14 protein-coding genes are annotated in these 19,684 nt (G+C 68.9%); 8 read left to right on the top strand and 6 right to left on the bottom strand.

Annotation, left to right across the window (positions count from 1 at the left end; genetic code table 11):
* Positions 1–526 precede the first annotated feature (526 nt).
* A complete protein-coding gene (locus ABD848_RS20560; protein ID WP_344975192.1) occupies positions 527–1,894 on the bottom strand; it encodes a KamA family radical SAM protein in 1,368 nt (455 codons plus the stop codon).
* Between the two features lie 371 nt (positions 1,895–2,265).
* Between ABD848_RS20560 and plsX the strand changes: the two genes are divergently transcribed.
* Together plsX and argS are read left to right on the top strand one after the other, a co-directional pair.
* Positions 2,266–3,327 carry a phosphate acyltransferase PlsX gene (gene plsX, locus ABD848_RS20555; protein WP_344975190.1) on the top strand — a complete coding sequence of 354 codons (1,062 nt, stop codon included), beginning with the start codon at positions 2,266–2,268 and terminating at the stop codon, positions 3,325–3,327.
* A 57-nt stretch (positions 3,328–3,384) separates the two neighbouring features.
* Positions 3,385–5,154, top strand: coding sequence for an arginine--tRNA ligase (argS, locus tag ABD848_RS20550; protein WP_344975187.1), 1,770 nt, complete (start codon positions 3,385–3,387; stop codon positions 5,152–5,154).
* Between the two features lie 13 nt (positions 5,155–5,167).
* On the opposite strand, the gene ABD848_RS20545 is transcribed toward argS, so the two are convergent.
* The 3 genes from ABD848_RS20545 to ABD848_RS20535 form a co-directional block, all read right to left on the bottom strand.
* On the bottom strand, positions 5,168–5,836 hold the full coding sequence (locus tag ABD848_RS20545; RefSeq protein WP_344975184.1) for a hypothetical protein: 669 nt from the start codon (positions 5,834–5,836) through the stop codon (positions 5,168–5,170).
* A 580-nt stretch (positions 5,837–6,416) separates the two neighbouring features.
* On the bottom strand, positions 6,417–7,349 hold the full coding sequence (locus ABD848_RS20540; RefSeq protein WP_344975182.1) for a ribokinase: 933 nt from the start codon (positions 7,347–7,349) through the stop codon (positions 6,417–6,419).
* Between the two features lie 98 nt (positions 7,350–7,447).
* Positions 7,448–8,236 (bottom strand): exodeoxyribonuclease III, encoded by a 789-nt coding sequence (locus tag ABD848_RS20535; protein WP_425567628.1) that lies wholly within the window; start codon positions 8,234–8,236, stop codon positions 7,448–7,450.
* A 599-nt stretch (positions 8,237–8,835) separates the two neighbouring features.
* Between ABD848_RS20535 and ABD848_RS20530 the strand changes: the two genes are divergently transcribed.
* The 4 genes from ABD848_RS20530 to ABD848_RS20515 all read left to right on the top strand — a co-directional run bounded on the left by ABD848_RS20530 (position 8,836) and on the right by ABD848_RS20515 (position 14,252).
* Positions 8,836–9,558 (top strand): response regulator transcription factor, encoded by a 723-nt coding sequence (locus ABD848_RS20530; protein ID WP_344975177.1) that lies wholly within the window; start codon positions 8,836–8,838, stop codon positions 9,556–9,558.
* A 1-nt stretch (position 9,559) separates the two neighbouring features.
* A complete protein-coding gene (locus tag ABD848_RS20525; protein ID WP_344975173.1) occupies positions 9,560–10,954 on the top strand; it encodes a sensor histidine kinase in 1,395 nt (464 codons plus the stop codon).
* A gap of 77 nt (positions 10,955–11,031) precedes the next feature.
* Positions 11,032–12,969 (top strand): acyl-CoA dehydrogenase family protein, encoded by a 1,938-nt coding sequence (locus tag ABD848_RS20520; RefSeq protein WP_344975170.1) that lies wholly within the window; start codon positions 11,032–11,034, stop codon positions 12,967–12,969.
* 74 nt (positions 12,970–13,043) lie between these two features.
* Positions 13,044–14,252, top strand: a complete 1,209-nt coding sequence (locus tag ABD848_RS20515; RefSeq protein ID WP_344975167.1) for a winged helix-turn-helix domain-containing protein — start codon at positions 13,044–13,046, stop codon at positions 14,250–14,252.
* Positions 14,253–14,640: 388 nt separating this feature from the next.
* Here the strand turns inward: ABD848_RS20515 and ABD848_RS20510 are convergent, their stop codons facing one another.
* Positions 14,641–15,783, bottom strand: a complete 1,143-nt coding sequence (locus ABD848_RS20510; RefSeq protein WP_344975164.1) for an acetyl-CoA C-acetyltransferase — start codon at positions 15,781–15,783, stop codon at positions 14,641–14,643.
* Positions 15,784–16,029: 246 nt separating this feature from the next.
* Between ABD848_RS20510 and ABD848_RS20505 the strand changes: the two genes are divergently transcribed.
* Positions 16,030–17,172, top strand: a complete 1,143-nt coding sequence (locus tag ABD848_RS20505) for an acyl-CoA dehydrogenase family protein (RefSeq protein ID WP_344975161.1) — start codon at positions 16,030–16,032, stop codon at positions 17,170–17,172.
* Between the two features lie 45 nt (positions 17,173–17,217).
* Entirely contained in the window at positions 17,218–17,388 is a 171-nt protein-coding gene (locus tag ABD848_RS20500) for a hypothetical protein (protein ID WP_344975158.1), read from the top strand.
* A gap of 34 nt (positions 17,389–17,422) precedes the next feature.
* Here ABD848_RS20500 and ABD848_RS20495 read toward each other — a convergent pair whose 3' ends face one another.
* Entirely contained in the window at positions 17,423–19,684 is a 2,262-nt protein-coding gene (locus tag ABD848_RS20495; RefSeq protein WP_344975156.1) for an ATP-binding SpoIIE family protein phosphatase, read from the bottom strand.

The raw sequence follows: 19,684 nt of genomic DNA, 5'->3' as shown, positions 1-19,684 counted from the left end.
TGTTCGCACGCCCAGTGTTGCGCTGCCCCCACCACTGAGCGCACCTCCCGCCCCCGCCGTCTTACTATGCGAGACACCCCCCATCTGTCGACCGCCCTACTGCCCCACCCCAGCCCAAATCGGCAGCGCCGACAACGAGGCCCCAGCCACTAGCCGTCCTCGCCACCAGCACCCCCACGGGCGATCACCACCCCGCCACCCCTCACCCACCGGCCGCCTTCGCCGCCTAACGTCGCCACCGGCACCCCCAACGCACAGCACCGATACCCCAACCACCCCACCCACCGCTTGCCCTCGCCGCCCCACGTCGCCACCCCCACCCCCCAGCGGCCAACACCGCCCGCGAACCCCGCTCCTCTTACCAACCCTCTTACCAGCGGATTCTCGTCTCCGATCACCGCAATCTAGACGCGATCTTCCTTACAGGAGGGCCGGATGGTAGGGGCTGAGGCTTTTCACTTGGCCGTGCCGGGACTGCCGGGGCGGCGGCCCCGGCACGGCGCCATGGTGCTAAAGGACTGGGACGCTAGAGGTTGGCGGAACCGGCAACGAGACCGGAGGGGTCCTCAGGCGGGGCTGCCTCGTACGGGAAGTGGGTGGCTCCCAACGCGGGTTCCAGGTCGAACAGCCACACTGCCTTCTCGTCGTACTTGGCGAAGAAGGGGCGGCCTACCAGGTCGGGGTCGCGCGCTTGGATGAGGTGGAGCACGAACACCTTCTCGCCGGCGACCTCGGTAACTCCGTCGACGCAGACCTTGCCGGGGGTGGCCGACATCGACGGGCCGCGTACGGTGCGGGCCAGTCCCGAAACGCCGGCGTAGGCGTCGCGGAAGATCTCGTAGGCGCGCGCGAGCGGCACCGCGAAGTAGTCCTGCGGCCCGGTGTCGCGCTCGACAAACATGTAGTACGGCACCATGCCCGAGCGCACGTGGGTACGCCACATCTCGGCCCAGGTCGCCGCGCTGTCGTTGATGGTGCGGATCAGCGGCGCCTGGGTGCGGATGACCGCGCCGGTGTCGCGGATGCGCCGAACCGCCTCGTGCACCAGGTCGGACCGCATCTCGGCTGGATGGGAGAAGTGGGCCATGAACGCGAGGTTCTTGCCCGAGGCGACGACCCTCTCGAACAGCCGTAGCGTCTCGTCGGCGTCAGGGTCGGTGACGAAACGCTGCGGCCAATAGGCGAGGGCTTTCGTGCCGATCCGGATCGACTCCAGGGTTTCGATCTCCAGCAGCGGCTCGACGTAGCGCGAGAGGACCCCCTCCCCCATGATCATGGGGTCGCCGCCGGTGAACAGGACACTGGTGACTTCGGGATGGCGGCGCAGGTAGGCCACGAGGTGGTCGACCTCGCCAGAGGCGAACTTCAGATCTGGCTCGCCGACGAACTGGGCCCAGCGGAAACAGTACGTGCAGTAGGCATGGCAAGTCTGGCCCTGTTTAGGGAAGAACAGCACGGTTTCGGGGTACTTGTGCTGCATACCCTCCAGAGGGTCCGCCCCGGCCGATGAAGGCACGTTGAGCTCCATCTGCCCCGCGGGATGGGGGTTGAGTCGAGCGCGCACCTCGTTGGCGGCCCGGTTGATCTCGCTGCGGGAGGCGCCCTGGCGAAGGAGGTCGGCCATGCGGGCGACATCGGATTGCGGCAGCATGTCGGCTTGGGGAAACGTCAAGCGGTAGATCGGATCGTCGGGGGCCGCCGACCAATCGATTAGCTCATCAATGACGTAACTGTTGACGCGGAAGGGGAGCACGGTTGCCACCGCGCGGATCGCGAGCCGTTCGTTGTCACTGAGCCCCGCGCGTGCCGTCAATTCGTCGAGATGCTTGGCGGTGTAGGCACGGAACCGACGTCCGGCGGATGGGGACAGTGCCGCGTCGTGCGTCAAGCTCACGCCTCTCCTTTCAGATAAGCCGGCCGTTGGGGGTGCGGCCGGGCAGCCCTCAATGACGGTTTTCGGTGGTGGCCACCATCGAAAACCGCCCGAACGCCAACAATGCGGTTATAGGCCGGTCTGGCGCGAAGACATCATGAGCCATGCCGGGGAGGCGGGTATACCCCGATCTGCGAAGATTTCACTTACTCTTTCCGGTTCTGGCGCTGACCTGGTGGTCATGGCGGCGAGAGTGGCAGGGTGTCCCGGTGGGCGGCATAGCCTGACGCTCGACAGTGATCGCGCGGTGGCTACACCGTGGGGTTGCCATTGGTCACCGATGACTGCGTATCGCGGCACGGAGCCGCCCCGCTTTGACACCTAGGAGCCTCATGACCAGCGCGCCCCCCGTGATCGCGGTCGATGCCATGGGAGGGGACCACGCTCCGGACGAGATCGTCAGCGGAGCCGTACGCGCCCACCGCGAGCACGGCCTACGTGTGGTGCTGGTGGGCCGTGGCCCCGAGGTCGCCGCCCATCTGGCCGCGGCTAACGCCACCCGAGAGATCTCGGTGGCCCATGCCGAGGATTCGCTGGCTATGCACGAAGGGGCGCTGGCCAGTTGGCGACGGCCCCGTTCCAGCGTGGCTGTGGCGTGCAAGCTGATCCGGCAGGGCGAGGCGAACGCGCTGGTCTCGGCGGGCACGACGGGAGGCGTCGTGGCGACCTCCACAGTCCGGCTGCGTGCCCAGCCGGGCGTGTTGCGTCCCGCTCTGGCCGTGGCGCTGCCCACCGGCCCCGTGCCCACGATCCTGCTGGACGCCGGAGCCAACGCCGACGCAAAGCCCGAAATGCTGGTGCAGTTCGCCCACTTGGGCGCGGCCTACGCCCACACCGCCTATGGGGTGACCGAGCCGCGCGTGGGGTTGCTCACTATCGGCTCGGAACCGGGGAAGGGCAACAAACTGGTCCGCAAGGCCGCCGAACTGCTGGCGAGCGTGACCGACAGCCAACCGCCGTTGAATTTCCGCGGCAACATCGAGGGCCATGACCTGCTGGCGGGGCACGTCGATGTGGTCGTCACCGACGGCTTCACCGGTAACGTCGCGCTGAAGTCGGTGGAGGGCGCGGTGCGGTTCACCATCGACGAGGTGCGGTCGGCACTGACCTCGGGAATGCTGGCCAAGACAGGGGCACTGTTGCAGCGTCGGTCGCTGCGGGGGCTGCACAAGCGGTTCGACAGCGAGAGTTATGGCGGCGCCGTGCTGCTTGGGCTCAACGGCACGGTCGTCATCGCTCATGGCGACAGTCACGCTTATGGCGTCGAACGCGCCTGTCTGCTCGCGCGCGACCTTGTCACCGGCCGGATCGTCGACCAGGTGCGCCGCCGGTTGGGCACGACCGGTCGGGCCCCGGCATGGCGGCACCGGCGCGGAGCGGCAGAGGAGGGCTAAAGCACCGTTCGCGCTGGTGGGACGGGAGCGGCATGGCCCGTCGGTAGGCTTTCTGCTATGACCGATCCGCAACACGTCCTCTCCCAACGGGTCCAGGCGGCGCTCGGCGCCGCGTTGGGCGACGATTTCGCCGACGCCGACCCTGTCATCCGTCCCTCCCAGTTCGCCGACTTCCAGTGCAACGCGCCGCTGGCGCTGGCCAAGCGAGTGGGGCGAAAGCCGCGCGAGGTCGCCACCGAGATCGTGAACTGCCTGGACATCGGGGACATGTGCCGAGAGGTCGAGGTCAGCGGGCCGGGTTTCATCAACCTGACGCTGCGCGACGACTGGATCGCGGCCCAGGCCCGGCAGTTGCTGGATGACCCCCGGCTGGGGGTGCCCGAGCAGGAGCGTCAGAACATCCCCATTGACTATTCCGCTCCCAACGTGGCCAAGGAGATGCACGTCGGGCACTTGCGTACCACGGTGGTGGGCGACACTCTGGCCCGCACCCTGGAGTTTCTGGGGCACAACGTGATCCGGCAGAACCACATCGGCGACTGGGGCACCCCGTTCGGGATGCTCATCGAGCACCTGCTCGACGTTGGTGAGGACTCCGCTGAGGCCGAGTTGCTCAAGAGCGACCCCAACGCCTTCTACCAGGCGGCGCGGGCCAAGTTCGACGCTGCCGAGGAGGCGGCGCAGGCCGGCGGCCCTGGCCCGGTGTCGGACTTCGCCGCGCGCTCCCGCGCCCGGGTGGTCGCGTTGCAGCGCGGCGATCCCGCAACGCTGCGGTTGTGGCGCGAGCTGGTGGACTTCTCCAAGGTCTACTTCAACAAGGTCTACGCCAAGCTCGGGGTCACCCTCACCGACGCTGACCTCGCCGGGGAGAGCAGCTATAACGACATGCTCGGCGCGGTCTGCGACGAGCTGGAGGCCAAGGGCATCGCGCAGGTCAGCGACGGCGCGCTGTGCGTGTTCTTGGACGAGTTCACTGGCCGGGAGGGCAGGCCCGTCCCGCTGATCATCCGCAAAAGCGACGGCGGGTACGGCTACGGCACCACCGATCTGGCCACGTTGAAATACCGGGTCGAGGAGTTGAAGGCCGACCGCATCATCTACGTGGTCGGCGCGCCGCAGAACCTGCACCTGCGGATGGTCTACGCCAGCGCGCGGGAGGCCGGCTGGCTCCCCGACCATGTGGTGCCCACCCACGTGCAGATCGGCAACGTGCTGGGAGAGGACGGCAAGATCCTGCGTACCCGCAGCGGACGGTCGCTGCGGCTGATGGCGCTGTTGGACGAGGCGATCGAGCGCGCCGCCGCGGTGGTGGCCGAGACCCGGCCCGACCTCGACGCCGCGACCCGCGATGAGATCGCCCAAGACGTGGGGATCGGCGCGGTGAAGTACGCCGACCTTTCGGTGGCCCACGACAGCGAATACGTTTTCGACTTCGACCGGATGCTGGCCCTCAACGGCAATACCGGCCCCTACCAGCAATACGCGGTGGCGCGCATCCGTTCGATCTTCCGCAAGGGGGGGATCTCGCCTGAGGACGCCACCGGCGACATCAATATCGGCCATTCCACTGAGCGGACGCTCGCGCTGACGCTGTTGGGCTTCGGGCCGACCGTGGCCCAGGTCGGTGACGAACTGGAACCGCACCGGCTGTGCAGCTACCTGTTCGATCTGGCTCAGGCGTTCACCTCGTTCTATGAGCACTGCCCGGTGCTGCGGGCAGAGGAGGAGCAGGTGCGGGACTCTCGGCTGGCGTTGACCGCCGCTACGCTGCGCACTCTCGTGCAGGGCCTGGAACTGCTCGGGGTGCGGGCGCCGCAACAGATGTAGGCGGCGGACGAGCTCAACTGGTCGGCGCGGCTGAAGTCGGCGCGGCGGTGGGCGAAGCTGAGGGGATGGGCGTGGGTGAGGGGGCCGTGCTGGGCGAGGGCGGCTCGGGTGGCCCCGGCTGCGAGGGGGTGGGCTGCGGCGTGGCCGACGGGGAAGGCGCGCCTTGAGTCGGGGAGGCCCGGGCGGACTGGGCCGGTGTTGTGCCGGTAGGGCCGGCGCTGGGCTCGCGCCTGCGGGTGTCGTTGGTCTCCTCGCTGCGGGTGTCCTCCGTGCCGGCGGCGTCGGCGGCTCCGGAGGGTGCCGGGTCGGCGGGGGAGGTAGGGACGGCGGGGCCGGGGCGGTCGCGGGTGGCTGCCCCTGGCCGGCTGGAGGTGGTGGCGAAGGCGCTGAACTCGGCGCGCGCGGGCTCTTCGGGGGCGGTGATCGAGGGTGCGGGGGAGGGGGTGTGCGGCCCGGTGGCTGAGGTGTCGCTGAGTTCTTGGGTGCTGGCGGGGGCTTGGGCCACTTCCACGTGCGGAGTGGGGGGCGCGATGTCTGGGCCTAGCGTCACCACCGCTGTGGTGAGGCCGGCGACGGTGAGGGTGCTCGCGGCGAAGCCGATGAGGCGGCGTCGGCGGCGGCGCTGTCGGGCGTGCAGCCGCTGGGTGCGGGTCGGACCGTCGGCCCGGTGGGGACCTGGCATACGGGCGTCCTCGTCGCGGGAAGGGACATGTGGGCAACGGGAGGAGTCCGGCTATCGCCGGGGTTCACCGTTCATCACATTGCAATAACGGACATATCGTATGTAGTGCAATAAGGGCCTGCTGTAAACCCTGTCCGCTGATGGCCCCAGGCCGCACGCCGGGAACGGCCGCGCGGCACGACGGTTCACTCCAACCGCCCCCACTCGCGTGGCGAGGATCACCACTGAGTCCAAAGTGGGCCGGTCTCGACCGCCAGACCTGGGGAAACATCGACCCGGCCAACGGCCGGCTCCACTTTGTGGAATTTCGGAGGCCGGTGACGATGGCCCGGTGCACGGAGAGGGCCGAGTGGTCGGTCACCAGATCGACACCGTCGCGGAAAAACCGGCTGTAGGACGCGGCCGAGCCGGCCTAGCGGTTCTGTTTTCGGACGGCTGGGGTGTGGGGGCTGTGGGGGTGTTCTCCGTCGGCTCGTGCCTTGATCACTGCGCGATCTCGCCCGTCTGCGGGGCGGCAGCGCACGCGCTCCCCCCGTTTTCGCCCACCGACCGCCCTCGCCGCCCTTCCAAAAACAACAACCTAGCCGACGGCCCTCCCCGGAGGTGACGACGCGAGCGCCGCCTCGATCTCGCCGCGTGTAGGCATGGACGTACTGGCGCCCTCGCGCCCCACCGCCAGCAGCGCCGCCGCAGTGGCGAACCGCAGCGCCTCCTCGACCGCGGCGCCTTCGGCGCGGGCCACCGCGAACGCTCCGCAGAACGTATCGCCCGCCGCGGTGGTGTCGACCGCCCGCACCTGGGCGGCGGGGACATGGATGGGCCGCTGCTCCCGGCTGCCGTGGAGCGCGCCTTCCTCGCCGAGCGTGATGACGGCTTCGGGCACGCGGCGCAGCAGTGCCGCCAGGGCCGAGCGCGGGTCGCTCTCGCCGGTGATGGCGGCGGCCTCGTGCTGATTGGGCACGATCACATCGACTGCCTCCCACAGCTCCTCGGGGGGTTGGCGCGCCGGTGCGGGGGTGAGGACGGTGGGCACGCCGGCCGCCCGCGCCGCGGTCGCCGCCGCGACCACGCCCGCCATAGGCAACTCGAATTGCAACAGGAGGGCGTCGCTGCCCGCGATGAGGGCGGTGTCCCCCTCGCGCAGGCCGGTCACCGTGCCGTTGGCACCGGGGATGACGATGATGGAGTTGGACCCGTCGTTTTCGACGACGATATGGGCCACTCCCGAGGGACCGGAGACCGTGTGCAGTCCGGTCACGTCGACGCCGGAGTCGGCTAGGGCGGCACGCAGGTGGGGGCCGAAGGCATCGTCGCCGACGGCGCCGAGGAAGGCGGCCTCACCACCGGCGCGCGCCGCGGCAACCGCCTGGTTGGCTCCCTTACCGCCGGGGATCTGGGAGAAGTGGGTGCCGGTCACGGTCTCGCCCCGCGCCGGCGCGGTGTCGACGTAGGCGACGAGATCCATGTTGACGCTACCGAACACCGCGATCTGCGGGGCGGATGTGTGGCTCACGCCTGCCTACGCTACCCACTACCCGCCCATTGTGGGCCCTACCGCGCCTTTGTTGCGCGTCGGCTGTGGCCACGCGGACGAAGCGGTGCGGGCGCCGCTCAGGGGGAGGCGAGTTCGACGATGACCGGGGCGTGGTCGGAGGCTCCCTTGCCTTTGCGTTCCTCCCGGTCGACGTAGGCGGCACTCACCTGAGGGGCGAGGGCCGGCGAAGCGAGGACAAAGTCGATGCGCATGCCTTTGCGCTTGGGAAACGACAGACCTTTGTAGTCCCAGTAGGTGTAGACGCCGGGGCCGGGGGCGTGGGGGCGCACCACGTCGGTGAACCCGCTTTCGACCATGGCCTGGAAGGCGTCGCGCTCGGGCTTGGTGACGTGGGTTTTGCCCTCGAACTCGGCCATGTCCCAGACATCGTCGTCTTGGGGGGCGATGTTGAAGTCACCGCACAGGGCGATGCGGGCCGCGGGGTCGGCGCTGAGCCAGGACTCGCCCGCGGCGCGCAGCCGGTCGAGCCATTGCAGTTTGTAGGTGTAGTGCGGGTCGTCGATCTCGCGCCCGTTGGGGATGTAGAGGCTCCACATACGCAGCCCGCCGCAGGTGGCCGCGACGGCTCTCGCCTCGGGTTCGGGTGGCTCGCCCCAGCCGGGCTGTCCGGGGAAGCCGATGGTGACATCGTCGAGGCCTACGCGGGAGGCGATGGCGACCCCGTTCCACTGCGAGAGACCGTGGTGGGCTACCTCGTAGCCCAGGTCACGGAAGACCTGCGCAGGGAACTGGTCGTCGCGGCACTTGGTCTCTTGTAGGGCCACCGCGTCGATGTCGCTGCGTTGCAGCCAGGCCGCGATCCGGTCGGCGCGCGCCCGCACGCTGTTCACATTCCACGTCGCCACTCGCACAACGCCAGGCTAGCGCTTGGTGGGGACATCGTGGGTGCCACACCGCCGCATGCGCCTAGGCGGGTCCTTGGCATGGCCGTCCTCCACGCCAAGGACCCCTGCACGACTCCTGGCACACGAAGGGCTCTTGTAGTCGCTATGAGTTAGATGATCGGGGGGCGATGATGGTTCACGTGCGACGAAGAAAATTCTCAGCGTAATATTTTACTCACAAAATGCAATAAAGGACATTAATCTCATCTCATAACAGATGCAGACTCAGGGTTTTCCCAGCTATGACCAGGCAACAGTTAAGAATGAAAATGTTTCATGTATGTGGTCGGTCAACTGCCCCCCGACAGCGGGCCGCCACAGGGATGTCCGCCCGAGCGTATTGTCCGGTCCGCCCGGGCGGAGGGGCCGATGGGTCCACCGCCGTTCACGCGCGACGCGCCCGCATGAGCGCGGCGCCGGGGCGGCTTCACGGGGATGGCGGCTCTGGCGCGCGCCGCCATCCCCGTCATCTGCGGCATCATGGGGAGGGCGGGCCGTAGCGGTATCGGCACTGCTATGACGCCCCTGGGCAGGTTTCTTCGAGCACCGCGAGGTGATCAATGAGCGAGACCGCGGCACAGCCGCACGTGCTCGTGATCGACGACGAGCCCAATATTCGTGATCTCGTCCAAGCCGCCCTACGCTTCCACGGTTTCACCGTCAGCACGGCCGAGACCGGCAGCGAAGGGCTGTCCTCCGCACGCTCCCACCGGCCGGACCTCATCGTGCTCGATGTGCTGCTCCCCGATGTCAACGGCTTTGACGTGTGTCGGCAACTGCGCGAAGGGCACGACAACGTGCCCGTCATATACCTCACAGCGCGCGACACCCCATCCGACACCGTCACCGGGCTCTCGCTCGGCGGCGACGACTACGTCACCAAACCCTTCTCGGTCGAGGCGCTGATCGCGCGTATCCGCGCGCTGCTGCGCCGCACCCAGCGCGACGCGGCCACGGCGGCGGGCCCCGAAAACGAAGGGGTGCTGCGCGTCTCTGACCTGGAACTCAACGAGCGCACCTGGACGGTGCGGCGGGCGGGCACCCCCATCGACCTCTCCCCCACCGAGTTTCGACTGTTGGCCTACCTGATGAGCAACGCCGGGCAGGTACTGAGCCGGGCACAACTGCTGGAAAACGTGTGGGGCTGGGACTACGCGGGACAGTCGCAGATCGTCGAGACCTATGTGAGCTACCTGCGCCGCAAGCTCGACCCGCTGGGGCCGCCGTTGATCCACACCCAGCGCGGTGTCGGCTACGCGCTGCGCGCCCAGAACGACGGCTGAGATGTGGCAAGGGCGATCACTACGTTCCCGTCTGCTGGTCGGCCTGCTCGCCGTCACCGGGGTCGGACTGCTCGTGACGTGCGTGGTGGGGTTCCTGACCCTGCGGGCGTTCATCACCGACCGGCTCGACGCCCAACTCGCGCTCACCGCCGACCGTGCTATGGCGCGCCTGGACAACGGCACCCCTCCGGTCGGCATAGACGCCCCCAGCCCCTCGCCGTACTTCGTGGTGCTGCTCAACCCGCAAACCGGCGAGGTCGACCAGGTATACGGCGACACGCTGCGCGAGGACGTCGTGCTGGAGCGCATCGTGCGCGTCCCCCTGCCGGAGCTGCGGAATCTGGCCGGCTCCCAGCAGATCTTCGAGCTCGACGGCGGCGACCCCCGCGTCCCACCCCATCGGGCCACGGTTCGGATGCGCCCGGACTCGATCATGGTGGCGGGTGTCCCCACCGACGACCGCGAGGCTTACCCGTGGCAGCTCGTCCTCACCCAACTCATTACCGCCGGCCTGTTATTGGGTGGGCTGACGCTGGCCGGACGGTGGTTGATCGTGCGCGCGCTGGCCCCACTGGACCGGATGGCGACCACCGCCAACCGCATCAGCACCGGCTCTGACCTGGCCGACCGGATGCCCGACGCCGAGCCCTACAGCGAGGTCGGCCGGCTCGGCATGGCGATCAACACCATGCTGGGGCGCATCGAACAGTCCTTCCGAGCCCAGCAGGAGTCGGAGGAGCGTGTGCGCGCCTTCGCCGCCGACGCTTCACATGAGCTGCGGACCCCGTTGACGACGATCCGCGGCTACACCGAGCTGTACCGCCAAGGCGCCATCCCCGTCGAGGAACTACCCGGTGCGATGAGCCGTGTCGAAGGCGAGGCCACCCGCATGAGCCGGCTGGTGGGAGAGCTGCTGGAATTGGCGCGGCTGGACCGTACCGGGTCACTACAGATCGCCGAAGGCGACCTCGCGGAGATGGTGCGGGAGATGGTGACCGATGCTGAAGCGGTAGAGCCCGATCGCCCCATAACGGTGACCACGCCCGAGAGTCTGCCGTGCGCCGTCGACGAGACCCGGTTCCGCCAGATCCTGGCCAACCTGCTGGGCAACGTACGCGAGCACACCGAGAGCTCCACCCCCGTGGAGTTCCGGCTGGTCGAGGTCGACGGCACCGCCGAACTGCACGTGACCGACCAGGGGCCGGGCATGAGCCCCGACGACGTGCGCCGCGCGTTCGACCGCTTCTACCGCGGCAACCGCTCCCCCGGCGGCGGCAGCGGGCTAGGATTGTCGATCGTGCAGGCCATCGCCGCAGCGCACGGTGGTGATGTGGAGATCACCTCGGCGCCGGGCGAAGGCACGACGATCACGGTGCGACTGCCGCTGCACCAGTGACAAGCGTGTGCAAGGGCTACCAGCGGGTAAGGGCGTGATTGGAACCACGTCCTCACCGTTGCGGGGGTGATCCGCAGATGACCGCGACCGAACCCGATGCCGCCACCGGCCACGTGGACGAACGGCAGGCACGCAAAGTCGCTGAAGCAGCTCGCGAGACCCAGTGGCGCCGCCCCAGCTTCGGCAAAGAGCTCTACCTCGGCCGGCTGCGGCTCGACCTGGTCAGCCCCTATCCGCGCCCCGAGGCCACGGCCGTCGCCACGGGAGAGGCGTTCCTGAGCCGGTTGCGCGACTTCTGCGCCACCATCGACGCCCAGCGCATCGAGGACGAGGAGCGCATCCCCGACGAGGTGGTCCGCGGCCTCAAGGATCTGGGAGCGCTGGGGATGAAGATCCCCGAGGACTACGGCGGGCTCGGGCTGAGCCAGGTGTACTACAACAAGGCGCTCACCCTCGTGGGCTCGGTGTCGCCGGCCATCGGAGCGCTGCTGTCGGCTCACCAGTCCATCGGGGTCCCCCAGCCGTTGAAGATGTTCGGCACCGAGGAGCAGAAACGCGCCTTCCTGCCCCGCTGCGCCACCACCGACATCAGCGCGTTCCTGCTCACCGAACCCGATGTGGGCAGCGACCCGGCGCGGCTGCGCGCCACCGCCACCCCAACCGAGGACGGCACGGCCTACCTACTCGACGGGGTGAAGCTGTGGACCACCAACGGCGTCGTGGGCGACCTGCTGGTGGTGATGGCGCGCGTGCCCAAGGCGGAGGGGCACCGCGGCGGAGTCACCGCCTTCGTGGTCGAGGGCGACGCCGAGGGGATCACGGTCGAGAACCGCAACCGCTTCATGGGGCTGCGTGGCCTGGAGAACGGGGTCACCCGTTTCCACCGGGTGCGGGTGCCCGCTGAGAACCGGATCGGCCGTGAGGGCGAAGGGCTCAAGATCGCGCTGTCGACGCTCAACACCGGCCGGCTCTCGCTGCCGGCGCTGTGCGTGGGCGCCGGTAAGTGGGCCACCAAGGTCTCCCGCGAGTGGGGGCGCGAGCGGGTGCAGTGGGGGCGGCCTGTGGGCCGGCACGAGGAGATCGCCAAGAAAGTCTCGTTCATCGCCGCCACGACCTACGCCATGGAAGCCATGCTCGACCTGGCCAGCCAGCTCGCCGACGACGAGCGCAACGACATCCGGATCGAGGCCGCCATCGCCAAACTGTGGGCCTCGGAGATGGCCTATCGGGTGGCCGACGAGCTGGTGCAGATCCGCGGCGGACGCGGCTTCGAAACCGCCGGCTCCCTCGCCGCCCGCGGCGAGCGCGGCATCCCGGCCGAACAGATGCTGCGCGACCTGCGTATCAACCGGATCTTCGAGGGCTCCACCGAGATCATGCACCTGCTGATCGCGCGCGAGGCCGTCGACGCGCACCTGTCGGTGGCCGGCGACATCATCGACCCGGAGTCCGACAGTTCAGCCAAAGTGCGCGCCGTGGCCAAGGCGGGCGGCTTCTACGCCACGTGGCTGCCTACGCTCGTCGTGGGCGAGGGCCAGCTCCCGTCGTCGTTCTCGGAATTCGGCCCCCTCGCGCGGCATCTGCGCTTCGTGGAGCGCGCCAGCCGCAAGCTGGCCCGTTCCACGTTCTATGCGATGTCGCGCTGGCAGGGCTCGCTGGAGACCAAGCAGGCGTTCCTGGCGCGGGTGGTCGACATCGGCGCCGAACTGTTCGCCACGAGCTCGGTGGTGCTGCGCGCCCATAGCGATGGCCAGGAGCGCCCCGAGCGCGCCCAGGGCGCCTATGAGCTGGCCGACACCTTCGCCCGCCAGTCACGGCTTCGAGTGGATCACCTGTTCACCGCCATGTGGGACAACACCGACAACGTGGACGGCAAGCTCGCCCGCCGCGTCTTCGACGACCACTACACGTGGTTGGAGGAGGGAACGCTCGACCCGTCGATTCCGGGACCACTCATCGGCCCCGCCGAGCCGGGGCCCTCCCAACGGGAGGATGTCCACCGCACGATGGGGTGAATCCGCCGCTTCGGGGCGGGCGGTGACGCCGAGCGCGGCCCGAAGCGAGGCCGGGGGACGATACGTTGGTACGCATGTACGACTCCGGTCCGCCTGCCCACCCCCGGCGCGACGCGGTGCTCTCGCGCGCCCAGGCGCGCCGCGTCGCGCTGGCCGCGCAGGGGTTCACCGACCGTTCCCCCTCGGCGCCACCGACCATGCGACACCTCCAGCGGGTCATCGACCGGGTCGCCGCGATCCAGATCGACAGCGTGAACGTGGTGGTGCGTAGCCAGTATCTGCCGGTCTACGCGCGACTGGGCCACTACGACCCGCGGCTGCTCGACCGGGCCGCGGGGCGCCGGCAGCGCCGCCTGGTGGAGTACTGGGGGCACGAGGCGAGCCTGCTGCCCCCGGCGACGCACCGGCTGCTGCGGTGGCGGATGGCACGGGCGCGCGACGAGGCGTGGTCGGACATCCGGCGCATCGCCGACGAGCAGCCCCACCTGGTCAAGCGGGTGCGCGAGCAGGTCGAGCGCATCGGGCCGGCCACGACGCGCGAGATCGAGGCCGCCCTGGAGCACGAGCGCCCCGGCGGCCGGGGGACGTGGTGGGACTGGTCGGCGGCCAAGACGGCACTGGAGTTTTTGTTCTGGGCGGGGGAGGTCACCACCGACGGCCGCACCGGCCAGTTCGAGCGTCGCTATGACCTGCCCGAGCGGGTGCTGCCCGCCGACGTGCACGAGGCCGCCGATCCCGAACCCGCCGAGGCCCGCCGCGAACTGGTGCGTATCGCCGCCCGCGCCCACGGCGTGGGGACCGAGAAGTGCCTGCGCGACTACTTTCGGCTGCGCGCCGGCGAGGCGCGGCCCGCGATCGCCGATCTTGTCGAGGCCGGTGAGCTGGTGCCGGTGCGCATCGAGGGGTGGCGCCGCCCCGCCTACCTGCATCGCGACGCCCGCGTGCCACGTCGGGTTGAAGCGCGCGCCCTGCTGAGCCCGTTCGACTCGCTGATCTGGGAGCACGAGCGGGTGGAGCACCTGTTCGGGTTCCACCACACGGTGGAGCTGTACGTACCGGCGCCCAAGCGGCGCTACGGCTACTACGTGCTGCCGCTGCTGCTGGGGGATCGGCTCGTGGCCCGGGTGGACCTCAAGGCCGACCGGCGGGCGGGTCGACTGCTCGTGCGGCGCACCACGCTGGAGGAGGATGCTCCGGCGGGCACGGGGGAGCAACTACGCGCAGAGCTGGAGCGGCTGGCCGAGTGGCTCGGCCTGGCCAACGGAGTGTGGGGCGAGGTTTAAGCCGGCGGCGCACGATCGATGCCAATCGGTGCCAATCGTGCTGCAACGGATCGGTTGTGGGGTATCGACGTTGGGAGCGCTCCCAAGTTATGGTGGGGCCAGTGCGGAGATGCGCGGTGGTGTCCCCTCACCTACCGCGCTGGCCCGCTCGTGGTGGTGCGGCGACCCTGACCCTTCTCTCTTCCCGGGGGTCGCCGCACCATCGCGGGCTTTGGCTGGCGAGCAACCGCCGAGCGGCCCTGCCAGCGCGGCCTCACCCTCGCCCGCACGGCCGGGCACCCGTGAGGCCGAATTCGGCCGCTCCCCCTCCTGACGCAGTCGAGGGACGCGCGGCCGTCCCCACACATGCGCGGCCCTCGTGTCCACCCCGACAACCGGGCAAGCAGGGTCAGACGCGCTCGACGATCGTGACGTTGGCCTGGCCACCGCCCTCGCACATGGCTTGCATGCCGTAGCGGCCTGCGCTGCGGTGCAACTCGTAGACGAGCTTGGTCATGAGAATGGAGCCGGTCGCGCCCAGCGGGTGGCCCAGGGCAATGGCGCCGCCGTTGACGTTGGTCTTGGCCAACTCGGCGCCGGTCTCCCTGGCCCATGCCAGCGGCACCGGCGCGAACGCCTCGTTGACCTCGAAGGTGTCGATGTCGTCGATGCTCATCCCGGCCTTTCGCAGCGCCACCTGGGTGGCGGGGATGGGAGCGGTGAGCATGTAAACCGGGTCGTCGCCCACGACCGCCATCTGCACGACCCGCGCCAGCGGCGTGAGACCGTGCTCGGCCACAGCGCGTTCGGAGGCGATCAGTAGCGCGCCCGCGCCCACGGAGACCTGGCTGGCCACGGCAGCGGTGAGGTCCCAGCCCTCGCGCAGCGGCGCGAGCTCGGCCATGGCCTCCAGCGAGGTGTCGGGGCGCACGCCTTCGTCGCGCTCCAGCCCCCCCAGTGGGGCCACCTGCTCGTCGAATCGGCCGTCGTCGAGGGCCGCGGCGGCGCGCCGGTGGCTCTCCAGGGCGAACTTCTCCAGCTCTTCGCGGCTGAGCCCCCACTTCTCGCACATGAGCTGGGCGCCGCGGAACTGCGAAATCTCCTGGGTGCCGTAGCGGCGCTCCCACTCCGGGCCGTAGAGGGACACTCCGGCGTCGAGAGCGAACTTGGCGTTGGTGCCGATGGGCACCATGCCCATGTTCTCCACACCGCCGGCGACGACGATGTCTTGGGTTCCCGACATCACGCCTTGGGCAGCAAAGTGCAGGGCCTGCTGCGAGGAGCCGCACTGGCGGTCGACGGTCACGCCGGGGGTCGTCTCGGGCAGGCCGGCCGACAGCCACGCGGTGCGGGCGATGTCGAGTGCCTGCGGGCCGACCTGGCTCACGCAGCCCATGACCACGTCCTCAACCGCCGTGGGGTCGACCCCGGTGCGCGTGAGGAGTTCCTTGAGTACGTGGGCGCCCATGTCGGCGGGGTGGACTCCGGCCAGCGCGCCCTTCTTGGTCCCTACCGGGGTGCGAACCGCCCCGACGATGAATGCCTCAGTCACGATGTCCTCCTGGAGGAGCGCGGAATAACCAACCTGTCAAACCGAACCATATTCGGTTTTGCTTGCCCACAGTGGTTCCGGGGGTGAGGAAATGTCGCCGGCGGCGCCACGACTGGACCAGAGCACATTCTCCCTTGCCTCTTCCCCCACGCTGTCCCATATCGACCCGAACATGATTCGGTTACGGTGTATTTCGCGGCGTCGGCGCAACCGGCCCCATCCTGCGGCGAGCGAAGGAGCCAAACGATGCAGCGGGAAATCTTCGAGCCCGAACACGACCTCTTCCGCGAGTCGGTGGCCCGCTTCCTCGAAGCTGAGGTGGTGCCGTTCCATCCTCAGTGGGAGGAAGCGGGGATCGTCCCGCGGAAGGTGTGGGCCAAAGCGGGCGAGGTGGGCCTGCTCGGCCTGGGCGTGCCAGAGCGGTTCGGCGGCTCAGGCACCACCGATTTCCGGTTCAACGCCGTACTCGACGAGGAGATCTGTCGCGTGGGCGCCTCCGGGCTGGGCTTTGCGCTGCACAACGACGTCGTGGCGCCGTACCTGACCGGCCTGACCACCGAGGAGCAGCAGCAGCGCTGGCTACCGGGCTTTGCCAGCGGCGAACTCATCACCGCGATCGCCATGTCCGAGCCCGGCGCCGGCAGCGACCTGCAAAATGTGCGGACCACGGCGGTGCGCGACGGCGACTATTACATCCTCAACGGCGCGAAAACCTTCATCACCAACGGGGTCAACGCCGACCTCGTGATCGTGGTCGCCACCACCGCCCCCGAGGCCGGGGCGCACGGCATCTCGCTGCTCGCCGTGGAGCGTGACACGCCCGGGTTCGAGCGGGGGCGCAACCTCGCCAAGATCGGGTTGAAGGCTCAAGACACCGCCGAACTGTCCTTCACCGACGTCCGTGTTCCCGCGGCCAACCTGATCGGCACCCAGGGTCGGGGGTTCGTCCACCTGATGGAAAACCTGCCCCAGGAGCGGCTGTCGATCGCGGTCTCGGCCGTGGCCGGCGCGCAACGGGTGCTGGCCGACACGGTCGAGTACTGCAAGAACCGCACGGCGTTCGGCCGCCCCATCGGCAGCTTCCAAAACACCCGCTTCGTGCTCGCCGAGCTGGCAACCGAGACTGATATCGCCCGTACCTACGTGGACCGGGCGATCGGCCTCCTCAACCGGGGCGAGCTGACCGTGGAAGACGCCGCCAAGGCGAAGTGGTGGACCACGGAGTTGGCCAATAAGGTGATGGACCGTTGCCTACAACTGCACGGGGGGTATGGGTACATGATGGAGTACCCGGTGGCGAAAGCCTGGCAGGACGCCCGTGTGCAATCGATCTTCGGCGGTACAACCGAGATCATGAAAGAGATCGTGGGGCGCTCGCTGGGGCTGTAGCCGCCGCCCCCGAATCCGGCGTGCGCAGCGTGAAAGGTCCCGCCCATGTCCTCCGGCGTCTATGACGGCTACATCGTCCTCGGCCTGCTGGTCATCCTCCTCATCGTGGGTGTGCGCATGCTGCGGCGCCGCGTGCACATCCCCTGGGCCACTGGCGGGATCGTCGTGTTCTTCATCTTCGTGGTGCTGCTGCTGTGGGCGTGGTCCTGGCGGTGACGGCACCATCGGCGCGAGGTGGGGCGGCGGGAGACTATTCGGGGTTCATGGGCATCTCGAACCACACGGCCTTGCCGTCGGGGGTGGGCCGTGACCCCCACCGCGAGGCGAGCTGGTCGACCAGGTAGAGCCCACGGCCCCCCTCGTCGTCGGCGCCGGCGCTACGGATGCGCGGCAGGCGAAGGTCGCGGTCGAAGACCTCCACCCAGACCGAGTTGGCCCCTCGGCGCAGTCGCAGCAGGAACTCGCGGGCGGTGTCGTCCTCGGTGCTGTCCTGGGCCTCTTCAAGCAGGTCGGACCAGTCTTCGTCGAAGTCGTCGAACCCGCCGTTGTGGTCGATGCCGTGGAGGGCGTCGGTCTCGTCGGCTTCCTTGTCGGTCTCGGTGGCGAAGTCGCGGCGCACCGGGTGGGGGGTGGCGTGGATAACGACGTTGGTGACGATCTCCGAGACGAGCAGGCACGCCAGCTCCGCCTGGCCGCGGTCCATGCCCCAGTCGGCGAAGGTCGTGGCGGCGAGGTGGCGCGACTCGCCCACCGTGGGAGCCTCGGCCACGAACCACCCCTCCCGCAGGGAGAGTTCTTCGGGGTGGGAGCGTATGACGAGCAGGGCGGTGTCGTCTTCGATCTCGCCAGGCACGGCGGCAGCGGCGGCTTCGGCGATCTGCTCGACGTCCTTGTTCGCCACCTCGCGAACCCGCTCGTAGAGGTGGGCCAACGAACGACGGACGTCAACGACACCGCCCACGGGTCTGCGGTCGACGAGGCCGTCGGTGTAGAGCAGGAGGGTGGCGCCCGGCGGCAGCGTCATCGTGGCCTGCTGGTAAACGGACTCGCCATAGGGCGCGCCCTTGACTTTGAGCCCCAACAGCATGTCGGAGATCTCCAGTGCCAACTCCTCCACGCGCCCGTCGTGGATGAGCAGCGGCGCCTGGTGTCCGGCATTGGCATAGGACAGTTCCCGCGACCAAGCGTCATAGACCATGTACAGGCAACTCACGCTGGGAACCCAGGTGTCGCCGTTAGGGTCGGGACGCCCGAGCTGGCGCACCCATTCGTCTAGTTCGCGCAGGATGTCGGCGGGTTCGCGATCGGCTTGGGCGAAGGCCCGCAAGGCCGCACGCAGTTGCCCCATGACGGCGGCGGCGTGGGGACCGCGGCCTTCGACGTCGCCGATGACAATGCCCACACGCCCCGCGGAGAGGGGAATGACGTCGTAGAAGTCGCCCCCCACCTGGGTCTGGATGCCGTGGCCGTGGGCTTCGAGGGGCATCACGGGCACATAGCGGTGCGCGATGCTCAACCCGTCGAAGAGAGGGAAGCTGTGGGGCAGCAGACTGTTCTGGAACGCCAGAGCCGTGCTGCGCTCCTCCTCGAAGAGGTAAGCGTTGTCGATGGCCAGGGCGACGCGGGAGGCGATGGCGCCGACGAGGTCGCGGTCGAATCCGTCGTAGCTGGTTTTGTCTCGGTCTGAGAGTCCGGACAGGGCGAGGGTGAGCACTCCCAACAGTTCGCCCCTGGCGCGGAGCGGAGCCGCGATGGCCGAGGTCACGCCGAGCTGCTCTGAGACGGGGTCGTCGTGCTCGCCGGCGGCGATGTCGACGGCGTGGGCGTCGTCGCCGATGAAGACGGTGTCGAGCCGCAGCATCGCCATATGGACGAAGTGGTCTTCGGGATAGTGGACCTCCTCGTCAACGCCGTACCAGGTGGCCGGCGGCGGGGTCCACCCCTCGGCGTGTACCGATACCCGCCGGATCAGACGGTCGTGGTCGTAGAGGTCGATGAAGCAGTGGTCGGCGAACTGTGGGACGAGGGTCTCAGCGACGGCTTTGGTGGTGGAGTCGAACTCAAGCGAACTCGACAGGCGACTACCGATGCGGTCGAGAAGCCCGTACTGCTCCTCGATGCGGCGGTTGCGCATGGCCTCTTGGGCGAAGAGGAGGAAGCCCTCGACGGCGCCGGCGGAACTCTTGAGCGGTACGGCGCGGGCGCTCACGTGGATGCGGCTGGCGTCGCCGCGGACGACGGCGAAGGTGCCCTCCCAGTTCTCGCCGCGCAGAACACGGTGAGTGACCTGGGCGGCGAGCTCGCTGTCGGCTTCGTGGATGCCCAGATGGGGGAAGGGGGTGCCGGTGAGATCACGGTCGTTGGTTCTGCCGAAGAGTTCCGCTGCGGCAGGGTTCCAGTACTGGAGGTTACCGAGGCGGTCGAGGACGACCATGGCGAGCTGCGCCTTGTCCAGGATTTCCGTCCCGGGCAGCGCGTCTTCGCCGTAAAACGCTTCCCACGAGCGCTTCAT

The organism is Salinactinospora qingdaonensis (assembly GCF_039539445.1).
GTDB classification, from domain to species: Bacteria; Actinomycetota; Actinomycetes; order Streptosporangiales; family Streptosporangiaceae; genus Salinactinospora; species Salinactinospora qingdaonensis.
Note: the sequence above shows the minus strand (reverse complement) of the source record. Positions and strands in the feature narration are given on the sequence as shown.